This window comes from Xanthomonas sp. AM6 (genome assembly GCF_025665335.1).
Classification (GTDB): domain Bacteria; phylum Pseudomonadota; class Gammaproteobacteria; order Xanthomonadales; family Xanthomonadaceae; genus Xanthomonas_A.
Genome location: NZ_CP106869.1, coordinates 719152 through 738974, shown reverse-complemented (window position 1 = coordinate 738974; position 19823 = coordinate 719152). Strand labels below are relative to the sequence as shown.

General features: G+C 70.6%; 17 protein-coding genes. 8 read left to right on the top strand and 9 right to left on the bottom strand.

Annotated features, from left to right (window positions below):
- Window position 1: 1 nt before the first annotated feature.
- Window positions 2-706: a TetR/AcrR family transcriptional regulator gene (locus OCJ37_RS03105; protein WP_263112249.1), complete on the top strand. Its 705-nt coding sequence runs from the start codon at window positions 2-4 to the stop codon at window positions 704-706.
- Entirely contained in the window at window positions 703-3876 is a 3174-nt protein-coding gene (locus OCJ37_RS03100; protein WP_263112248.1) for a bifunctional cytochrome P450/NADPH--P450 reductase, read from the top strand. The genes OCJ37_RS03105 and OCJ37_RS03100 overlap by 4 nt, the downstream gene beginning before the upstream one ends.
- Window positions 3877-4051: 175 nt before the next feature.
- Here the strand turns inward: OCJ37_RS03100 and OCJ37_RS03095 are convergent, their stop codons facing one another.
- Window positions 4052-4207, bottom strand: coding sequence for a hypothetical protein (locus OCJ37_RS03095; protein ID WP_263112247.1), 156 nt, complete (start codon window positions 4205-4207; stop codon window positions 4052-4054).
- 281 nt (window positions 4208-4488) lie between these two features.
- Here OCJ37_RS03095 and OCJ37_RS03090 point away from each other — a divergent pair, with 281 nt between their 5' ends.
- A complete protein-coding gene (locus OCJ37_RS03090; RefSeq protein WP_263112246.1) occupies window positions 4489-4968 on the top strand; it encodes a VOC family protein in 480 nt (159 codons plus the stop codon).
- Window positions 4969-5056: 88 nt separating this feature from the next.
- Here the strand turns inward: OCJ37_RS03090 and OCJ37_RS03085 are convergent, their stop codons facing one another.
- Window positions 5057-5443: a MerR family transcriptional regulator gene (locus OCJ37_RS03085; RefSeq protein WP_263112245.1), complete on the bottom strand. Its 387-nt coding sequence runs from the start codon at window positions 5441-5443 to the stop codon at window positions 5057-5059.
- 162 nt (window positions 5444-5605) lie between these two features.
- On the opposite strand from OCJ37_RS03085, the gene OCJ37_RS03080 reads away from it, so the two are divergent.
- A complete protein-coding gene (locus OCJ37_RS03080; RefSeq protein ID WP_263113558.1) occupies window positions 5606-6454 on the top strand; it encodes an alpha/beta fold hydrolase in 849 nt (282 codons plus the stop codon).
- A gap of 21 nt (window positions 6455-6475) precedes the next feature.
- Window positions 6476-7375 carry an alpha/beta fold hydrolase gene (locus OCJ37_RS03075; RefSeq protein ID WP_263112244.1) on the top strand — a complete coding sequence of 300 codons (900 nt, stop codon included), beginning with the start codon at window positions 6476-6478 and terminating at the stop codon, window positions 7373-7375.
- A gap of 514 nt (window positions 7376-7889) precedes the next feature.
- Here OCJ37_RS03075 and OCJ37_RS03070 read toward each other — a convergent pair.
- The gene (locus OCJ37_RS03070) at window positions 7890-10142 is read right to left on the bottom strand and encodes a methyl-accepting chemotaxis protein (RefSeq protein WP_263112243.1); all 2253 of its coding nucleotides are present in this window, start codon (window positions 10140-10142) and stop codon (window positions 7890-7892) included.
- 270 nt (window positions 10143-10412) lie between these two features.
- On the opposite strand from OCJ37_RS03070, the gene OCJ37_RS03065 reads away from it, so the two are divergent.
- From OCJ37_RS03065 to OCJ37_RS03055, 3 genes are read left to right on the top strand one after another with little or no spacing between them, the layout of a single operon-like run.
- A complete protein-coding gene (locus OCJ37_RS03065) occupies window positions 10413-11930 on the top strand; it encodes an FAD-dependent monooxygenase (RefSeq protein WP_263112242.1) in 1518 nt (505 codons plus the stop codon).
- Complete coding sequence (locus tag OCJ37_RS03060; protein WP_263112241.1) at window positions 11860-12582, top strand: TetR/AcrR family transcriptional regulator; 723 nt, start codon at window positions 11860-11862, stop codon at window positions 12580-12582. Before OCJ37_RS03065 ends, OCJ37_RS03060 begins: the two co-directional genes overlap by 71 nt.
- Window positions 12533-13651 (top strand): MBL fold metallo-hydrolase, encoded by a 1119-nt coding sequence (locus OCJ37_RS03055; protein ID WP_263112240.1) that lies wholly within the window; start codon window positions 12533-12535, stop codon window positions 13649-13651. Before OCJ37_RS03060 ends, OCJ37_RS03055 begins: the two co-directional genes overlap by 50 nt.
- A gap of 86 nt (window positions 13652-13737) precedes the next feature.
- Here OCJ37_RS03055 and OCJ37_RS03050 read toward each other — a convergent pair whose 3' ends face one another.
- The 6 genes from OCJ37_RS03050 to OCJ37_RS03025 all read right to left on the bottom strand — a co-directional run bounded on the left by OCJ37_RS03050 (window position 13738) and on the right by OCJ37_RS03025 (window position 19741).
- On the bottom strand, window positions 13738-14694 hold the full coding sequence (locus OCJ37_RS03050) for an aspartyl/asparaginyl beta-hydroxylase domain-containing protein (protein ID WP_263112239.1): 957 nt from the start codon (window positions 14692-14694) through the stop codon (window positions 13738-13740).
- Between the two features lie 213 nt (window positions 14695-14907).
- Entirely contained in the window at window positions 14908-15108 is a 201-nt protein-coding gene (locus OCJ37_RS03045; protein ID WP_263112238.1) for a hypothetical protein, read from the bottom strand.
- Window positions 15109-15205: 97 nt separating this feature from the next.
- On the bottom strand, window positions 15206-16738 hold the full coding sequence (locus OCJ37_RS03040; protein WP_317633208.1) for an efflux transporter outer membrane subunit: 1533 nt from the start codon (window positions 16736-16738) through the stop codon (window positions 15206-15208).
- Window positions 16739-16763: 25 nt separating this feature from the next.
- Window positions 16764-17564: a MipA/OmpV family protein gene (locus tag OCJ37_RS03035; protein WP_263112237.1), complete on the bottom strand. Its 801-nt coding sequence runs from the start codon at window positions 17562-17564 to the stop codon at window positions 16764-16766.
- Between the two features lie 157 nt (window positions 17565-17721).
- Window positions 17722-19056, bottom strand: coding sequence for a HAMP domain-containing sensor histidine kinase (locus tag OCJ37_RS03030; protein WP_263112236.1), 1335 nt, complete (start codon window positions 19054-19056; stop codon window positions 17722-17724).
- Window positions 19057-19060: 4 nt separating this feature from the next.
- Entirely contained in the window at window positions 19061-19741 is a 681-nt protein-coding gene (locus OCJ37_RS03025; RefSeq protein ID WP_263113556.1) for a response regulator transcription factor, read from the bottom strand.
- Window positions 19742-19823: the final 82 nt, after the last annotated feature.

Below are 19823 nucleotides of genomic sequence, written 5' to 3'. Positions count from 1 at the left end.
CATGCCGGCAACGCGCTCTCCACGGCCCCGCGGCCGCCCGACCAAGGACCAGGCCGACGGCCGCCAGGCGCTGCTGTCGGCGGCCACCGGCATCTTCGCCCGCTACGGCTTCGACCGCGCCGACATCCGCAGCATCGCCGCCGCGGCCGGCGTCAGCCCGAGCCTGGTGCGCGTGCATTTCGGCGGCAAGGCCGAGCTGTGGAGCGCCTGCGTGGACCGGCTCTCGCAGGACCTGCGGCCACGGCTGGCGGCGATGGCGCAGCTGACCGGGCACGACCACCGCGCGCTGCCGGCGCGGCTGACCGACGCCATCCTGATCATGGCCGCCTTCTACGACACCAATCCGGCGGTCCGCGATTTCGTCGCGCGGGTGGTGTCCGAACGCCCCGAGCGCGCCGCCGTGGTCACCGAGCAGTTGCTGCGTCCCGCCTACGAGGCCGGACAGGCGCTGATCCAGGCCGGCATCGAGGCCGGCATCGTGAAGGCGGCGCACCCGGCGCTGTTCTTCGTGCTGTTGAACAGCATGCTGAGCCAGCCGCCGGAGTTCCCGCAGCTGCTGGCGCGGCTGGCGCCGGAGATCGACGCCAGCCAGGCGCGGGCGCGGCTGGTCGAGACGGTGCTGGCCACCCTGCTGCATCCCCCGCAGCGCGACACCGGCGCCGCGCCGGCCGCCACGCTGCGCTCCCCCCAGGAAGACATCCCATGACCGAAGCGATCCCCCAACCGCGTTCGCTGCCGCTGCTCGGCAACTTCCACCATCTCGACGGCGACGCGCCGGTGCAGAGCCTGATGCGGCTGGCCAAGGTGCACGGCCCGATCTTTCGCCTCAACAGCGGCCCGCTGTCGCTGACCGTACTCAGCGGTCAACAACTGGTGGACGAGGTCTGCGACGAAACCCGCTTCGCCAAGAAGCTGCACCGCCCGCTCGAAGCGCTGCGCGATCTCGGCGGCGACGGCCTGTTCACCGCCTACAACGACGAACCCAACTGGGCCAAGGCGCACCGGCTGCTGATGCCGGCGTTCGGCCCGATCGGCGTGCGCTCGATGTTCGAGCGCATGGAGGACATCGCCGAACAGATGCTGCAGCGCTGGGAACGGTTCGGCCCGGACGCGGCGATCGACGTGGCCGACAACATGACCCGGCTGACCCTGGACACGATCGCGCTGTGCGCCTTCGACTACCGCTTCAACAGCTTCTACCAGAACGAGATGCACCCCTTCGTCGCGGCGATGGTCGGCGCCCTGGCCGAGGCCGGCGCACGCGCGCGCCGGCCGGAGATCGCCAACCGCCTGCTGGCGCCGGGCCGGCGCCGCTACGAGGCCGACCTGGCGCTGATCCGCAGCGTCGCCGACACCCTGATCGCCGAGCGCAAGGCGGACCCGGGCGCGGCCGCGCGCGACGACCTGCTCAACCTGATGCTGTACGGACGCGACCAGGCCACCGGCGAGGCGCTGTCGGACGAGAACATCCGGTACCAGATGGTGACCTTCCTGATCGCCGGCCACGAGACCACCAGCGGGCTGCTGTCGTTCGCGCTGTACCTGCTGCTGCGCAATCCGGCGGCGATGGCGCGCGCGCGCCAGGCGGTGGACGCCGCGCTGGGCACGCAGCCGCCGCGGGTCGAGGACCTGGCCAAACTGCGCTACATCGAACAGGTCCTGCAGGAAACCCTGCGGCTGTGGCCCACCGCGCCGGCATTCGCGGTGGCGGCGCGCCAGGCCACGACGCTGGCCGGCCGCTATGCGATCGCGCCGCAGGACACCCTGCTGGTGCTGATTCCCAGCCTGCACCGCGACCCGGCGGTGTGGGAAGACCCGGAAGCGTTCCGGCCGGAGCGCTTCGCGCCCGAGGCGGCCGAGCGGCTGCCGCCCAACGCCTGGAAACCGTTCGGCAACGGCGCGCGCGCCTGCATCGGGCGCGGCTTCGCGATGCAGGAGGCGCAGCTGGTGCTGAGCCTGATCCTGCAGCGGTTCGATCTGGACGAGGTCGATCCGACCTATCAGCTCGAGGTGGCGGAAACGCTGACGCTCAAGCCCGACGGCTTCCGCATCCGCGCGCGGCGGCGCGGCGACGTCGCCCCGCGCCGGCGCAGCGCGGTGCCGTCCGCGCCACAGAAACCGCTGGCGCCGGCGGCGCCGCCGGCCGCCGCTGGCACGTCGCCGGGCACGCCGCTGCTGGTGCTGTACGGCGGCAATTCCGGCTCGTGCGAAGCGTTCGCGCAGCGCATCGGCGGCGACGCGGCGGCGCAGGGCTATGCGCCGGTGGTGGCGCCGCTGGACGACTGCGCCGGCCGCCTGCCGCGCGACGGCGCGGTGGTGGTGGTCACCTCCTCCTACGAAGGCCAGCCGCCGGACAACGCGCGCCGCTTCGTCGACTGGATCGAAACCCTGCCCGCCGACGCGCTGGCCGGCGTGCGCTACACCGTGTTCGGTTCCGGCAATCGGCAGTGGGCGCGCACCTACCAGGCGATCCCGAAGCGGGTCGATGCCGCGTTCGCGGCGGCCGGCGCCACGCGCTTCAAACCGCGCGGCGAAACCGACGCCGGCGGCGATTTCTTCGGCGGCTTCGACGCCTGGTACGCCGAGCTGTGGCCCGCGCTCGGCCAGGCGCTGGGCAAGACGGCCACGGCGCAGGCCACACATGAGCTGGAAGTGGACATCGTGCCGTCCGCGCGGCTCGGCGCGCTGCGGCTGACCGAACTCGACCAGGGCCGCATCGTCGAGAACCGCGAGCTGGTCGACATGTCCGCGCCGTTCGCACGCTCCAAGCGCCACATCGAGATCGCCCTGCCCGAGGGCATGCGCTACCGCACCGGCGACTACCTGGCGGTGCTGCCGCGCAACCCCGCCGCGCAGGTCGAGCGCGTGCTGCGGCGCTTCGGCCTGGCCAGCGATACCCAGGTGGTGATCGGCAAGCGCCCCGGCGCCGCGTCCGGCCTGCCCAGCGGCTATCCGGTGGCCCTGGCCGAGGTGCTGAGCGACTACGTGGAGCTGGCGCAACCGGCGACCCGCGCGCAGGTCGCGCAACTGGCCGCGGCCACCCGCTGCCCGCCCGATCGCGACGCGCTGCAGGCGCTGGCTGCCGAACCGGCCTACACGCAGGAGGTGCTCGCCAGGAAGACCAGCCTGCTCGACCTGCTGGAGCGCTTCCCGGCCTGCGAGCTGTCGCTGGGCGCATTCCTCGGCGCGCTGCCCGCGCTGCGCGCGCGTCAATACTCCATTTCCTCCTCGCCGCTGCGCGACCCGGCGCAGTGTTCGCTGACCGTGGCCGTGCTCGATGCGCCGGCGCTGTCGGGCAGCGGCCGCCGTCGCGGCGTCGCCTCCACCTACCTGGCCGGGCTGGGCGAAGGCGCGCCGCTGTCGGTGGCGGTGCGGCCGTCGCAGGCGAGCTTCCATCCGCCGGAGGATCCGGCCACGCCGATCATCTTGGTCTGCGCCGGCAGCGGCATCGCGCCGTTCCACGGCTTCCTGCAGGAACGCGCGATCCAGAAGGCGGGCGGGCGCAACATCGGCCAGGCGCTGCTGTTCTTCGGCATCGACCATCCCGACGTGGACTATCTGTACAGGGAGGAATTGCAGCGCTGGCAGGAGATGGGCGTGGTCGAGGTGCGCCCCGCCTTCTCGCAGGCGCCGCAGGACGGCGTCGCCTACGTCCAGCACCGCGTGTGGGAGGACCGCGCGCGGGTCGCGGACCTGTTCCAGCGAGGCGCCACCGTGTTCGTCTGCGGCGACGGCGAGCACATGGCGCCGGCGGTGCGCGAGACCTTCGTGCGGATCTACCGCGAGAGCATGGGCGTCGGCGCCGAGGAAGCCAACGCCTGGGCCGAGCGCATCGAACGCGAGCACGGCCGCTACGTGGCCGACATCTTCTCCTGAACGCAGGATACCGCGGCGGGCATGGCACCCAGGTGCCTCCTGCTAGCGGCCGCCCTGCGCGAAGCGCGCAAACCCGTGTGCGCGCTTCGCGCTCGGGTTCGCCCACAGCGCTCCCATTGCCAGCGCCAGTGCCAGCGACGGGCGAGATGGCCCAGCCGCAGTTGCGCCCCGCAGCCTACTTCTTCAGCGACGCGTCGTCGCCGGCCTTGGTCGCGGCCGCGTCCTTGGCCGGACGGTTGCGGTTCTTCTTGGCCCGGGTGACCAGATACAGGGCAGATCCGATGAACAGGACGAACAGTCCGACGACCCATGGCATCAACGTGGTATCCATGCGAAAGCTCCTTGGTGGCAATGCCCACTAACACATCACACCGCAGGTGAAGAGCTCGCTAGCCCGAACCTGCGACGGCGCTTGCCGAGCCGAGCCGGATGCGCCCACGGCGCCCGCGCGGCAAGCGTTTCCGGCCCGACCCGCAGCGCCGGTGGCGACGTAGAATCCTCCGTGCGGCACGACCGCCCGGCACCCGTCGCGTCGCATCGCATGCGCTTGCCCTGCACACCTTCCCCGTGACCGCCCGGATGCGCTGTCTCTTTCCACCCAGGAGAGTCCAGATGACCAGCAAGAACACGATCTGCCTCTGGTTCGACGGCACCGCGCTGGACGCGGCGACCTTCTACGCGCAGACCTTTCCCGACAGCGCGGTGCATGCCGTGCATCACGCCCCCGGCGACTATCCCGACGGCAGGCAGGGCGACGTGCTCACCGTCGAGTTCACCGTGCTGGGCATCCCCTGCCTCGGCCTCAATGGCGGCCCGGCGTTCCCGCACAGCGAGGCGTTCTCGTTCCAGGTGGCCACCGACGACCAGGCCGAAACCGACCGGCTGTGGAACGCGATCGTCGGCAACGGCGGCCGCGAGAGCGCCTGCGGCTGGTGCAAGGACAAGTGGGGGCTGTCGTGGCAGATCACCCCGCGCGTGCTGATCGCCGCGATCACCGATCCCGATCCGGCGGCGGCCAAGCGCGCATTCGACGCGATGATGGGCATGACCAAGATCGACATCGCCGCGATCGAGGCCGCGCGGCGCGGCTGACACGTGCCCCGCCGAGCGCCCGCGTGGGAGCGACGTCGGTCGCGACGGGCGCAGCGGCAAACGGCGCCGATCCGTGTCGCCGACGGCCCTATTCCAGCGGCGGCACGACGCCTTCGGCCAGCGTCTTCAGCAGGCGCGCGCGGCGCCGCTCCAGATCGGCGATCTGCCGTTCGATGGAGGCCAGCCGCTTGCGCTGCGCCGCGCTGGTCTCGGGGCACGCGCTGGCGCCTTCGATCATGCGCATGCAATCGGGGAAGGCGCGGATCTCGGCCAGGCTGAAACCGGTCGCGATCATGCGCTGGATCTGCCGGACCTGGGTGACCGCCGCCGGCGGGAACGCGCGATAGCCGTTGCCGGCGCGGAACGAGGTCAGCAGCCCGTGTGCGTCGTAGTGGCGGATCGAACGCACGCTCGCGCCGGTGTCGCGGGCCAGTTCGCCGATGCTCAGCGTGCGTTGCGCAGGCGCGGTATCCATGGAAAAAAGCATAGCATCCATGGCGCTTGACCCTCACACCAGTGTGAGGGCCGACACTGCCCGGACTCGTCCAACCGGAGCTCGCCCGTGTCCACCCCCTTGTTCCACCGCACCCTGTTCCACCGCATCCTGCTCGCCCTCGCCTTCGCCGCCGCGGCGTGCCTGGCGCCCCTGGCCGCACAGGCCCACACCAAGCGCTACACGGTCACCGCGGCCGACGGCGTCACCCTGGCCGTGCAGGAAGCCGGGAACCCCGACGGCCCCAGCATCGTGTTCGTGCATGGGCTGCTCGGCAGCCACCTCAACTGGGACGCGCAGGTCAACAGCCCGCAGCTGCAGCGCTACCGCATGATCACCTACGACCTGCGCGGCCACGGCCTCTCCGCCAAGCCGACCGAGGCAGCGGCCTATGTCGACGGCACGCGCTGGGCGGACGACCTGCATGCGGTCATCGCCGCCAGCCAGGCGCGCGCGCCGGTGCTGGTGGGCTGGTCGCTGGGCGGCGCGGTGATCTCCAACTATCTGGCCAAGTACGGCGACGGCGGCATCGCCGGCGCGGTCTACGTCGACGGCGTGATCGAGCTGAAGCCGGAGCAGATCGTGGCGCATCCGCAGGTCTACCGCGACCTGAATTCGCCCGACCTGAAGACGCACCTGGACACCGTGCGCGCCTTCCTCGCCCTGTGCTTCCACACCCCGCCGGACCAGGCCACCTTCCAGCGCCTGCTCGCCAACGCCGCGATGGCCTCGTGGGACATGCAGCGCGCGGTCCAGTCGATGACCGTGCAGGCCCGGGAAGGCCTGGGCAAGGCGCAGGTGCCGGTGCTGCTGCTGTACGGCGAGCGCGATGCGCTGGTGCAGGCCGGGCCGGCGATCGCCCGCGCCAAGGCGCTGAACCCGCGCGTTAGCAGCACGCTCTACGCGCAGTCCGGGCATGCGCCTTTCCTCGAGGAGCCGGAGCGGTTCGACCGCGACCTGGCCGCCTTCGTCGATGCCGCCATCGCGCACTGAGCGCCCACCCGCGAGGCCAGCATGTCGCTCCACGCATCGCAGGATCCCACCATCGCGTTTCCTGGTTTCGCCCGCCTGCAGGCCGATGCCGGCGGGGTCGCGTTCGACGGCGTGATCGGCGGGTCCGGTCCGCCGCTGCTGCTGTTGCACGGCTTTCCGCAGACGCACCTGACCTGGCGCCTGGTCGCGCCGCGGCTGGCGCAGGCGTACACGGTGATCGCGCCGGACCTGCCCGGCTACGGCGGCAGCCGCACCCATCGCGACCAGCCGCGCTGGAGCAAGCGCCGCGTCGGCGACGCGCTGGCCGCGCTGATGGCGCAGCTGGGGCATCCGCGCTTCGCCGTCGCCGGCCACGACCGCGGCGCGCGCGCCGGCTATCGCCTGGCGCTCGACCATCCGCACCGCGTCACGCACTACGCCTCGCTGACCGTGGTCCCCACCGCGGACGCCTGGGAGGCGATGGACATGCGCCACGGCCTGGCCAACTACCACTGGTTCCTGCTCGCGCAACCGTTCGACCTGCCGGAGCGGCTGCTGTCCGCCGATCCCGATGCCTTCATCGAGGCCGCGCTGACGCGGATGGCCGGCGGGCTGGAGCGCATCGACGCCGCCGCGCTCGCCGCGTACAAGGCGGCGTTTCGCGATCCCGCGGTCCGCCACGCGATCTGCGAGGACTACCGCGCCGCCGTGCACGAAGACCTGGAACACGACGCCGCGGACCGGGCCGCCGGCACCACCCTGCACTGCCCGGTGCTGGTGCTGTGGCCGCACGCGCAGGCCGGCGCGCCATCGCCGCTCGAGCTGTGGCGGCGCTGGGCCGGCGACGTCAGCGGCAAGGCGATTTCCGGCGGGCACCTGCAGCCGGAGCAATCGTCGGAAGAGGTAGTGGCGGAACTGCTGGCGTTCCTGTCGCGGCGATAGGCCTTTCGCCGCGGATGCTGCGGTGACGACGTGACGCTCCGGGCAATCCCCGCATGATCTGCGGTGATTGTCTGGACCGATCGCCGCATTGGCGGAACAGCGGCGGCGGCTGGCACGGCGTTCGCGTGCTGCGCCTGGCTTCAGGAAACCGGCGGCCAAGCCGAAGCGGCGAGACGATGGCCGGGCACGAGGCCGTACGGCGTTCAGCCTTTCGCCGCAAGGCGAGCGCGCCGTTGTGCTGGGCCGGGCATCGCGTTGCGCGGCGAAGGATCCACCAGGCCCAGCGCAAACAGCGCCGGGCTGCGGAGGCTGGAAAGCACAAACGACGACGCCCCACCGAAGCGGGGCGTCGTCGTTTGCAGCTTGCGCTGTTCGTCGCGGCTGGAGGCGCTCCAGCAGGAGCCGCGGCCGTCTTGCTGGGTGGGGCTTCTGCCCCGACAGGTCACTGGTGCCGCCGAGGTTTCTGGCTCCGCTCGTCGCGACTGAAGTCGCTCCTACAGGGACTTTGTGGGAATCAGAACTCCTGCCAGTCGCCGGCGTTGGCCGCGACCGGTTCGCGCACCGGCTCGCGGGCCGGCGCACGCCGCGCCGGGGCCGCCGCCTTGGCCGGTGCGCGCACCGGAACCGCGGCCCGGGCCACGCGGGGCGCGGCCGCCGTCGCCGGCGCGGCGGCATGCGCGTCCAGCTTGAACAGCGCCACCGCATCGTTGAGGTGGCCGGTCTGCTCCTCCATCGAGCGCGCCGCCGCGGTGGCCTCTTCCACCAGCGCCGCGTTCTGCTGGGTGGCTTCGTCCATCTGGGTGACGGTCTGGTTGACCTGCTCGATGCCGGCGGACTGCTCCTGCGAGGCTGCGGCGATCTCGGCCATGATGTCGGTCACGCGCTGCACCGAGGCGACGATCTCGCCCATGGTGTCGCCGGCCTGGTTGACCAGCTGCGACCCCACCGCGACCTTGCCGACCGACTCGTCGATCAGGCCCTTGATCTCCTTGGCGGCGCTGGCCGAACGCTGCGCCAGGGTGCGCACTTCCGAGGCGACCACGGCGAAGCCGCGGCCCTGCTCGCCGGCGCGCGCCGCTTCCACCGCGGCATTCAAGGCCAGGATGTTGGTCTGGAAGGCGATGCCGTCGATCACGGTGATGATGTCGGCGATCCGGCGCGAGGAGGCGTCGATCTCGTGCATGGTGGTGACCACGCGGCCGACCACCTCGCCGCCCTGGGAGGCGACCGAGGCCGCACCGATCGCCAGCTGGTTGGCCTGGCGCGCATGCTCGGCGTTCTGCTTGACCGTGGAGGTCAGCTCCTCCATCGAGGCGGCGGTCTCTTCCAGGTTCGCCGCCTGCTGCTCGGTACGCCGCGACAGGTCGTCGTTGCCCGAGGCGATCTCGCCGGCCGCGGTGCTGATGCTGGAAGACGCCTGCTGGATGCGGCCGACGATCTGGGTCAGCTGCGCGACAGTGCTGTTGGCGTCGTCGCGCATGCCGGCGAACACGCCATGGAATTCGCCGTGCATGCTCACGGTCAGATCGCCGTTGGCGATCGCCCGCAGCAGCTGCGAGACCTGCGCCAGGTTGGTGTCGGCGACCTGCATCATGGTGTTGAGGTGTTCGATCATCACCCGGAAATCGTGATCGAAGCGCAGCGCGTCGCCGCGCTGGCTGAAATCGCCGACCGCCGCGGCCTGCGCCAGCGACTGGATCTGGGTGTTGATCGCCAGCAGGCTGGCCTTGGCCGCATCCATCGATTCGTGCAGGATCGCGCGGCTGCCGGGCAGGCGCCGCGCGTTCTGCGACAGGTCGCCGGCGGCGTATTGGTTGAGCACGGCGATGGCGTCCTTGATCGCGTCCAGGTGCTCGAAGATCACCGTGTTGATGCCGACCGCGAGCTCGCCGTACACGCCCGGGAAATCTTCCGGGATGCGGTGGCCGATGTCCGGGCCGGCATGCATCTGCGCCATCTGCTGGGTCTCGCCGGAGAAGCGGCGCAGCATCACGGTCATGTCGCGGGTGGCGGCCAGCATCTTGCCGGCCTCGTCGGCGCTAGTGACCTGGATGTTCACCGACAGGTCGCCGCGGGCCACCGACTGGATCGCGTGCACGGCCTTGCCCAGCGGACCGGTGACCGCGCGCGAGATCACCACCGCCAGCGCGGCGGCCAGCAGCGACAGCAGCAGCATGCAGCCGACGATGGCGATCACGCTGGTGCGGTGCGTCGCGTCGGCCTTGACGATCTTCGCCTGCATCTGCTCGTTGCTGTAGGCGCCCAGCGCCTTGAGGTCCTCGAACAGCTTGCGCCGCGCCGGGCGCGACTTCTCGTCGGAAATCTGCTGCGCCAGCGCGCCGTCGCCGACGGCGACCGCCTTGCGCATCTCGGCGTTGGCGCCGAAGTACGCGTCCACGTCGGCCTCGACCTTCCGGTACAGCCCGTGTTCCTTGTCGTCGGCGGGCAGCGCGGCGTAGGAGGTCAGCTCTTCGCGGACCAGCTTGGTGGTGGCATCCATGCGCTTGTTGTAGTCGGCGACCTTGTCCGGCTTGGCCAGCATGGTCAGCTGCGACAGCTCGAAGGTGCGGAACTCGCCGAGCTGCGCGCGTACCTCGCCCAGGTGCTGGACCGAGGGGATCTCGTTGCCGGCCATCGCCGCCAGTTCGGTATGCGCGCCGCCCAGGCGGACCAGGGCGAAGGTGCCGAGCATGACCGTCATCAGGGTCGTCAGAGTGAACCCCACCGCCAGCTTGCGGGCGATAGGCAGATCGTGGAACCACTTCATGGTTGCAACTCCAGGCAGAGTGTCCGGACCGTCGCTGGCGGACGGACGGCGGCATCCAATTCCGCTGTGTGCAGTGGGATTGGGGCGTTATCGCTGGAGAGGTAACGGCGCCGGCGGCGCAAACCTGAGAGAGCCATTCCATTTTCTTGCTGAACGAGTCAGCCGGCAGGGAGCGCCGTGCGAGGAGACCGGAAATGCGCGACCGCTCTTGACGGCGAGGTCGCGGCCAGGCCTAAATGACCCACGGGTCATATAAAAACGAGGCGCGGCATGAGCGAGGTTCTGATCGTAGGCGCCGGCCCCACCGGGCTGACGCTGGCGTTGTGGCTGACCCGGCAGGGGGTGGGCGTGCGCCTCATCGACAAGAGCGCCGGCCCGGGCGAGACCTCGCGCGCCATGGCGGTGCAGGCACGCACCCTGGAGCTGTACCGCCAGGTGGGGATCGCCGAGGCGGTCGTCGCCGCCGGCCATCGCACCCCGGCGATGAACCTGTGGGCACGCGGCAAGCGCCGCGCACGGATCGCGCTGCAGGATTCGGCCGCGGGCATCTCGCCCTACCCGTTCGTGCTGGTGTACCCGCAGGACCGGCACGAGCGCCTGCTGATCGAACAGCTCGCCTCGCTGGGCGTCACGGTCGAGCGCGACACCGAGCTGGTCGCGGTCGAGGACCACGGCGACCGCGTCGGCGTGCGCCTGCGCCTGCCCGACGGCTGCGAGCAGGCCGCCGAGGCCGGCTATCTGGCGGCCTGCGACGGCGCGCGGTCGCCGGTGCGCCATTGGCTCGGCATCGGCTTCGAAGGCGGCACCTACAGGCAGGTCTTCTACGTCGCCGACGTCGAGCTCGGCGGCCTGCAATCGACCGGCGAAGCGCACATCGCGCTGGGCGACGGCGACTTCATCCTGCTGCTGGCCTACAGTCAGGCAGGCCACTATCGGCTCATCGGCACCGTGCGCGATGCGCGCGCCGACCGCGCCGAGCAGCTGAGCTTCGCCGACGTCAGCGACGACGCCATCGGCAACCTCGGCGTGCGCATCGACCGGGTCAACTGGTTCTCCACCTACCGCGTGCACCACCGCGTCGCCGACGCGTTCCGCCGCGGGCGCGTGTTCCTGCTCGGCGATGCCGCGCACGTGCACAGCCCGGTCGGCGGCCAGGGCATGAATACCGGCATCCTCGACGCCATCAACCTTTCCTGGAAACTCGCCGACGTGCTCAAGGGCCGGGCGGGTGACGCCGTGCTCGACAGCTACGCCGCCGAGCGGCAGGCCTTCGCGCGCACCCTGGTCAACACCACCGACCGCGCCTTCACCCTGGTCACCGCCGAAGGCAGCGTCGCCAGCTTCGTCAGGACCTACGTCGCACCGACCCTGGCCAGCCTGGCCTACCGCAACCGCAACGCCAGCGAACTCATGTTCCGCACCGTCTCGCAGACCATGCTGCACTACCGCGACAGCCCATTGAGCGCCGGCAGGGCCGGCGACGTCGCCGGCGGCGATCGCCTGCCGTGGGTGCAGACGCAGGACGCCGACAACTACGCGCCGCTGCCGCAGATCGGCTGGCAGCTGCACGTCTACGGCGCCGCGCCGCCCGACCTGCAGGCCTGGTGCAGCGAACGCGGCATCGCCCTGCGCGTGTTCGCATGGCAATCCGAACACCAGCGTGCCGGCTTCGCGCAGGACGCGGCGTATCTCGTGCGCCCCGACGGTTACGTCGCCTTTGCCGCCCCCGACGCGTCGCGCACCGAACTGGACGGGTATCTTGTGTCGCACGGATACGCCCCGCACTGAGAACCTGGACCGCATGACCGAAGCGACGCCCAAATGGAAACGCCGCAAGGACGAGCGCCCCGCGGAGATCCTCGGCGCCGCGCTCGACGCCTTCGTCGAGCACGGCTTCGCCGAGACCAAGCTGGCGGACGTGGCCCGGCGCGCGGGCATCGCGAAAGGCACGCTGTACCTGTATTTCGACAACAAGCAGGACCTGTTCGCCGCGGTGGTGCGGCATGCGCTGCTGACCAACCTCGCACCGATCGAAGCCGCCGCGGCCGGGTTCGAGGGCGGGCTCGCCGAGCTCGCGACCATGCTGCTGGCGCGCGCCGCGGACAGCATGGGCGATCGCCGCCTGCCGGCGATCATGCGCATGGTCATCGGCGAGAGCCGCGCCTTCCCGGAACTGGCCCGCATCTGGCACGACGAAGCCATCGACCGGGTGATGTCCACCGTCGCCGGCCTCATCGAAAACGCGCAGGCGCGCGGCGCCGCCCCCGCCGGCGACCCGAAGCTCTACGTGCTGTCGATCATGGGCCCGATGCTGATGGCGATGCTGTTCCACCAGGTCTTCGGCAGCGACAGCGCGCATGCACCGGACCTTCGCGCGCTGGCTGCGCAACATGGGCGCCTGCTGCTGCACGGGATCGCGCCGCGCACCGGCGACGGATGAGCCCGGACCGGACCGCGCCGATCCCGCCGCCGGCCGCACTCCCGTTGCCTCGCATCGCATTGCACCCACACGCCCGATGAAAAATCCCTACTACGACGGCCCCGCCAGCGACCATTTCGACGGGGTGCGCTTCTTCAATCCCGGCCAGCCGTCCACCGACCGTTCGCCAGCGGAAGTGCTGCGCTGGAAAGCCGCGATGGGCGCGGCGCGATGGCCTGCCCGCGTGCCGGTGCGCGCCACCGTTCCGGCCGCGCGCTGCGACCGGCTGCGCCTCACCATGGTGGGCCACGCCACCGTGCTGATCCAGGTGGCCGGCCTCAACCTCCTCACCGATCCGGTGTGGTCGCAGCGCGCCAGCCCTTCGCAACTCGCCGGCCCCAAGCGCGTCACCGCACCAGGCGTGCGCTTCGACGACCTGCCGCCGATCGATGCGGTCCTGCTGAGCCACAACCACTACGACCATTTCGACGTCGCCACCTTGCGCAGGCTGCAGGACGCGCACCGGCCGCTGTTCTTGATGCCGCTGGGCAACGACACCCTGCTGCGCAAGCACGTGCCCGGCGCGCGGGCGGAAGCCGGTGACTGGCACGACCGGCTGCCGATCGGCGAGGCCGCCACGGCGACGCTCACCCGCGCCAACCATTGGTCCAGCCGTGGCGTGCGAGACCGCAGGATGGCGCTGTGGTGCGGCTTCCTGATCGAGACGGCGCAGGGCTCCATCTGGTTCGCGGGCGACACCAGCTACGGCGACGGCGCGATCTTTCGTGGCATCCGCGACAGGTTCGGCGCGCCCGACGTCGCCCTGATTCCCATCGGCGCCTACGCGCCGCGCTGGTTCATGGCGCCGCAGCACGTCGATCCGGCCGAAGCGGTCCGGATCTTCCAGGACACCGGCGCGCGGCACGCGCTGGGCATCCACTGGGGCACGTTCCAGCTTACCGACGAACCCCGCGAGGAGCCGCGCGAGACGCTGGCCGACGCATTGCGACTGGCAGGGATTCCCGCCGACCGGTTCGTCGCAGCCGAGCCCGGGCAGGTGTTCGACTTCGCCGATCCGCCCGCTGGGTGACTCCTGCTGCCGCCGCGCCTCGCACGCACGAGATGCCAAACGTTGGAGCACGCTCGCGCGGGCGGCCGGCGCTGGCGCGCACCGGCCTAGTAGATCGCAACGCTGCCGGCGCGCTCGAGCCATTTGAGCGCGGCGTACACCGGCAGGAACGCCAGCAGGACCAGCGTCAGGTTCAGCGCGTACTTCAGCAACCGGTACAGGCTGCGGTTGCGCGCCTTCAGCGCCAACCCGCGCATGCGCCACGGCGCGATCGCCGCGAACACGGCGGTGAGCGCGCCGCGCCGGTCCTCCGGCGTGTTGGGCACCACCAGCGCGCGTGCCAGCAGCGCATACACGCGGTTGAACGCGCGGCCGGCGACATGCATCGGCCGCTCGACGTCGCACATCAGGATCAGCCGCAGCGCGTCCGTGTCGTTCCGGGCGTAGTGCGGGTAGGTTTCGTCGAACACGAAATCCTGCCCATCGCGCCAGGACAGCGCGTGGCCGTCCACGTTGATGAAGCAGCCATCGTCGTTCGGCGTGACCAGGCCCAGGTGGTAGCGCAGCGAGCACGCCAGCGGGTCCGAGTGCAGGCTCAGTTCCGCGCCCGGCGGCAGCACCGAGAACATCGCGCCGCGGATGCCCGGCACCTGCGCCAGCAGCCGCAGCGTCCGCGGGCACAGCCGCTGCGCGGAACGGTGCGGCGCGCCGTACCAGCTCAGGTAGAACTTCTTCCAGCCTCGCCGGTAGAAGGTGCGGAAGCCCACGTCGTGGTAACCCGCAGAACCGGGCTGGCTGGTGGCATCCAGCGCGCCGCTGGCGTGCAGCGCCAGCGCCTCGGCGCGGATCTGCGGCCAGTGCGCGCGCAGGACCGCGATCCCGTCGAGGTAACCGGCGTCGAGCACCGGGCGGCGCGCGAACCGGCGCGTGGCCATGTACAGCAGGCAGTTGAATGGCGCGAAGACCGGCCAGCTCTTGCGCAGGTATTGGCCGAAACCGGCGTAGCGCAGGCGGGCGCGCCACCTGTAGACGTAGGCGATGGCGGCCACGGCATAGAGGCCCATTGCGCAGAGGGCAAGCGTGCTGAAAGGCATTGGAGGTCTCGCTTGGGGACGCGTGCGGGCATCGCCATGGCGTCGTATGCGCCCGATAGTGAAGAGCGGACGTCGCCGGAATGTCGCGCCAGCCGGAGCGGCTCCATCGATCACGGCTGCGGCACGAGGTGCTCATGCAGCGACGTGCGCCGAGGGCGCCACGCGCGCGCATGGCGCAAAACCTCACGGATGCAGCAACACCGCGCGCACGATCAACGCCAGCGAGATCAGCACGAAACAGGCCGCCACGCGCCGTAGCCAGGCGTTGTGGCGACGCGCAGCGAGGGTCTGCCTGAGCGACGGCAGCTCGGGAAGATCGCGCAGCGCGCGGAAGCCCTCGCGCTTGCTCCAGTCTTTGTGCTGCTTGGGGGTACGGGCTTGCATCGTGATTCCTGAGTGGGGGATGGATCGTGCGAGCGCTGCGGCGCCCTGTTCCTGCGCGGCGCGCATGCGCAGGCATGCGGCCGGCAACGGCATCGGTTCAAGGCGCCCGTGCGGACAGATCGCCGCGCCAGCCACCGCCCAGCGCGCGGAACAGCGTGGACAGCGCGATCTGCCGCTGGGTCTGCACCTCCACCAGCGCCATCTGGCTGGCGAAGTCACTGCGCTGCGCTTCCAGCAGGCGCAAATGATCGTCGACCCCGCTGCGGTAGCGCGCCTCGGACAAGCGCAAGGCTTCGGCGGTCGCCCGCGCCGCCGCCCATTGCGAGGCTTCTTCGCGCGCCAGCGTGTCCGTGGCCGCCAGCGCATCGGATACTTCCTGGAAGGCGGCCTGGATGGCCTGTTCGTAGGCCGCGATGGCGATGTCCTTGCGCACGTGCGCCAGGTCCAGATCGCCGCGATTGCGGCCTGCGTCGAAGATCGGCAGGGTGAGCTGGGGCGAGAACGACCACAGGCGCTGGCCCGCCGACCCGAACAGATCCGACAGCTCGGTGCTGCCGCGCCCGGACGTGCCGGTGAGCGCGATGCGCGGGAAGAACGCCGCCCGCGCCGCGCCGATGCTGGCATGGCGCGCCTTCAGCCGATGCTCCGCGGCGCGGATGTCCGGACGCCGCATCAGCAGCGCCGACGGCGTTTCCGGTGCGATCGCCTGCACCAGTGCCGTGCCGGTCGCGGGTAACGCGGGCAAGCGCTCGCCCGCGTCGGCGACGCCGAGCAACAGCGACAGTGCGTTGCTCGCCTGGCGGAACTCGCGGTCGATGCGCTCCAGATCCACCTTGACCTGTTCCACCAGGCCGACGGCCTCCTGATGGTCGAGTTCGTTCGCAACGCCCGACGCGCGGAGCTGCGCCGTCAACCGCAGCGAGGTCTCGCGCGCCTGCAGAATGTCGGTGGCGATCCGATAGCGCTGCTGTGCACCGTCGCGGACCAGATAGGCCTGGACGACCTCGGCGACCAGGCTGACGCGGGCGCCGTGCGCCGCGCGCTCGGTGGCCAGATACTCCTGCAGCGCCGCGGCGGACAGGTTGCGCGCGCGTCCGAACAGGTCCAGTTCGAACGCCGCCAGCCCGAGGCCGGCCTGGTAACTGCTCTCCACCTCCGGCGTACCGAGCGCGCGTTGGCGAACGCCGCTGGCGTCGAGCTGCAGCGTGGGCAGGCGGTCGGCGCGCTGCACCCGGTACTCGGCGCGCGCGGCCTCGACGTTCAACAGCGCCTGCCGCAGGTCGCGGTTGTTGGCCAACGCCAGCGCGACGAGTTCGCGCAGCGTCGGATCGACCACGAACTCCCGCCAGTCCAGGTTGACCCCGGGAGGCGCAGGGTCGTTCGTCGCCTGCGCAGTGCCATCCGCCCACTGCTCCGGGACCGGCGCTGGCGGTCGCTGGTAGGCCGGCGCCAGCGAGCACCCCGCCGTCAGCGCCGCACTGGCCAGGCAACCGAGGGCCGATCGCCACGTGTAGAAGGTCGAACGCGACTGCATGCCTGGCCTCTTGCAACTGCGCGGAGCGCGCGATTCGGGCAGCGGCCGGGCGCCGGGCCCGACCGCTGCAGCGGGACGATCGAAGCGGGCGGCCACGGCCGCCGCCGTGGCCGCGCGACGGTCAGAAGCCGCGCGAGACGCCGACGAACATCGACGCGGTGCCGTCGGTGTCCGGTTCGATGAACGGGCTGTCGCTGATCTCGTCGGGCAACACGCTGTACTTCACGAACGCGAGCACCGACCATTTCTCGCCGATCGGCCGGAAGTAGGACGCCCCCACGTGCGGGATGGTCACCGCGTCCGGCTTGTAGTCCACCACGCCGCGCGCGACTTCCTCGTCGAGCGTGCCGTAGTAGTAGTTGGCCATGTCCTTGGACAGCCAGGTGACACCCACGTTCGGCGTCAGCCGGCCCTTGCCGAGCTGCAACGGATAGCCATATTGGAGCGAGACCTCCTGGCCGCCGCTGGCGTCGATCGCGTCGGCCAGGATCTCCGCTTCGATCTCGCCCGCCGCGCCGCTCCACGTCGCCGCCAGCCCGACATCCAGCCCGTCGTCGCGATCCTCGAGCAACCGGTAATCCAGTCCGTTCGCGGCCAGTTCCTTCCGGCCCAGGTCGTCGATGTCGAACCCGTCGAAACGGAACTTGGCGATCGCCGACAGCGCGAAGGAATCGCCGCCGATCAGCTGGTAGCCGGCAGTCAGCCCCCTGAAGGAGAATTTCTCGCCCTGGAAGCTGACCAGCGGGAACGGCGTCACCCGGGTGCCCTCGCCGGCATAGGGGCTGTCGCTGACCACGGTGGCCAGGCCCAGCCCCCACCGCGGCGGTCCCTGCTCGGGAAATGCATCCTCTGCATCCGCTGTTTGGGCCATCGCCTCCAGCGACAGGGCAGACAGCAACGCGAGCGACAGGAGTTTGTTCATGGGACGCCTAACCTCATTGAGTGGTGGAAGAGCGCGTTTGCGGCGAGTCCGTGCGCTGGCAGCGGGCCGCTGTAAACATCCACCTCAGAATGGACCGGCGGTGTCGCCTAAATGTCGCGTGCCGTGGCGAGCGACTGAACGATGCCTGTACTGACGGCTACAGCGCGATGACGCTCGCGGCAACGTCCAGCGCGGCGCGCGTGCCGCCGCCGGTGGCCGGTTCGATCGAGAGCGTCCAGCCGAACCGGTCGCAGATCCGGCCGATCAGGAACAGGCCCAGCCCCTGCCCGCGAATCGGCGCCGACCGCCGCAGGTTCTCGCGATAGCGCCGGGCCGCCTCGACCGGATTGAATCCGCTGCCCGAGTCGACGACCGAAACGACGCCGCCGCGCAGCGCGATTTCGACATGGCCATCGTCGGTGCTTTCGATCGCGTTGCGGATCAGGTTGCTCACCGCGATGCGGACCATGGCCTCGGGCACCGCAATGAAGGTGGGTTCGATCTCCCCGACCCGCAGTTCCGCCTTGTCGCCGAGCATGTGCTGATGATCGGCCACCAACCGCGGCAGCAAGTCGTGCAACACCGTCACGTCCATCGGCTCCTCGCCCGCGCGGGCTTCGCGGGCCAGGTGCAGCAGCGCCACCATGGTTTCGGACAGATCGTTGACCGCGCTCTCCATCCGCGCGAGCACCGGCGTCGCCGTGTCGGGCAGCGCCATCTGCTTGAGCACGTCGACCGCGCCGGAGATCACCGCGATCGGCGTCCTGAACTCGTGGCTGGCCTGCGCCAGCAGGCTGCGTTCGCGTTCAATGAACTGCTCCACCCGTTCCAGGTGCGCATTGCTGGCGTGGGCGATCACCTGGATCTCTTCGCGCCGGTAGGTGGTGGGCAGCCGCTCGCCGGCGGTGCCGGGCACGATGGCCTGCATGCGCTGCGCCAGATCCCGCACCGGCCGCACGAGGTTGGCATGCAGCCAGACGATCACTCCGCCGATGAAGACGACGAAGAAACAGCCCCAAATGGCGCTCTGCACGGAATTCCAGTTCTGCTGGTCCTCGAGCTGGGCGATATCGACGGTCGTGATCAGCCGGCCGGGCGGAAGATCGACGATCAGGGCGTGGAAACTTCTGTGCCCGCCCAGGGCCTCGAAGGCGACGTTGTCCTGGAACGTGCCATACGCGGCCTCGGTCGAGTAGAGCCCGGGCGGCAGCGCCGCCAGATACCCGGGCATGCGCACAGCCGCGCGGCCGGGCGCGACATACCAGGAGCGCACGATGCCGCCCTGCGGGAGCGCATCGGCTTGGCCGGCGCGCACCCGGGCCGCATGATCGGCCGAGGTGGAGTGCAGCAGATCGACCCAGAACCTGTGCTCGATCAGTTGCTGGCTCCTGAAGCTCTGCACGCTCAGCGCGGTCAGCATCGCCAGGCCGGAGCCGATCAAGGCCGCGCTGATCCACCAGTGCACGCCGCGCGGCCGGCGGATCAGGTTCACCAGGCTACGCATCTTCGCAGAGCCGGTAACCATGGCCCGGCACGGTGTGCAGCAGCGGCGTGTCCGCCGGCGTCTCGATCGCCCGGCGCAGCACGTGCATATGCGAGCGCAGCAGATCGGTCCCGGGCACGATGTCGCCCCAGGCGGCCCGCTCCAGCCGCGCGCGGCTGACGATGTTCGGGCTCTCCCGCATCAGCAGCTCCAGCAGGCGCCGCCCGATCCGGGTCAGCGCCACGTTCCTGCCGGCGCGGCGCACCTGCAGCGTGCGCAGATCGAAATGCAGGTCGCCGATCGCCAGCACGTGGTCCGGCGCGGCCACCTGCTTGAGCCGCGCCACCAGCGAACGCAGGCGCACCTCGATCTCCGGCAATGCCACCGGCTTCACCAGATAGTCGTCCAGGCCCGATTCGAAGCCGTCGATCTTGTCCGCAAGCTGGTCGCGCGCGGTCAGCATGATCACCGGCACCTGCTTCCTGGCCTCCTGCCTGAGCCTGCGCAGCACGGTGAGGCCGTCGAGCCGGGGCAGGTTCCAGTCGAGCAGGATCGCGTCGTAGTCCTTGGACGAGGCCAGGTGCAATCCCGACAGGCCATCGGGCGCGGCATCCAGACTGTGGCCGCACCCGGCCAGGTAGTCGTAGAGGTTCGCCGCCAGCTGCGCGTTGTCCTCGATGATCAGGATGGACAGCGAATCTTTGCTCATGGTCCTGCCTGTGCGATGCCGCGTGCGTGCAAGGTAGCGAAACGCAGGGTGGCCCTCAATGCGCGTC

Excerpts from the sequence above, each read along its gene's own strand:
- OCJ37_RS03055 (WP_263112240.1), top strand. The coding sequence starts at position 12,533 with ATGGGCGCCTGCTGCTGCACGGGATCGCGCCGCGCACCGGCGACGGAT.
- OCJ37_RS03100 (WP_263112248.1), top strand. The coding sequence starts at position 703 with ATGACCGAAGCGATCCCCCAACCGCGTTCGCTGCCGCTGCTCGGCAAC.
- OCJ37_RS03045 (WP_263112238.1), bottom strand. The coding sequence starts at position 15,108 with ATGCAAGCCCGTACCCCCAAGCAGCACAAAGACTGGAGCAAGCGCGAG.
- OCJ37_RS03075 (WP_263112244.1), top strand. The coding sequence starts at position 6,476 with ATGTCGCTCCACGCATCGCAGGATCCCACCATCGCGTTTCCTGGTTTC.
- OCJ37_RS03105 (WP_263112249.1), top strand. The coding sequence starts at position 2 with ATGCCGGCAACGCGCTCTCCACGGCCCCGCGGCCGCCCGACCAAGGAC.
- OCJ37_RS03095 (WP_263112247.1), bottom strand. The coding sequence starts at position 4,207 with ATGGATACCACGTTGATGCCATGGGTCGTCGGACTGTTCGTCCTGTTC.
- OCJ37_RS03050 (WP_263112239.1), bottom strand. The coding sequence starts at position 14,694 with ATGGGCCTCTATGCCGTGGCCGCCATCGCCTACGTCTACAGGTGGCGC.
- OCJ37_RS03035 (WP_263112237.1), bottom strand. The coding sequence starts at position 17,564 with ATGAACAAACTCCTGTCGCTCGCGTTGCTGTCTGCCCTGTCGCTGGAG.
- OCJ37_RS03065 (WP_263112242.1), top strand. The coding sequence starts at position 10,413 with ATGAGCGAGGTTCTGATCGTAGGCGCCGGCCCCACCGGGCTGACGCTG.
- OCJ37_RS03085 (WP_263112245.1), bottom strand. The coding sequence starts at position 5,443 with ATGGATACCGCGCCTGCGCAACGCACGCTGAGCATCGGCGAACTGGCC.
- OCJ37_RS03090 (WP_263112246.1), top strand. The coding sequence starts at position 4,489 with ATGACCAGCAAGAACACGATCTGCCTCTGGTTCGACGGCACCGCGCTG.
- OCJ37_RS03070 (WP_263112243.1), bottom strand. The coding sequence starts at position 10,142 with ATGAAGTGGTTCCACGATCTGCCTATCGCCCGCAAGCTGGCGGTGGGG.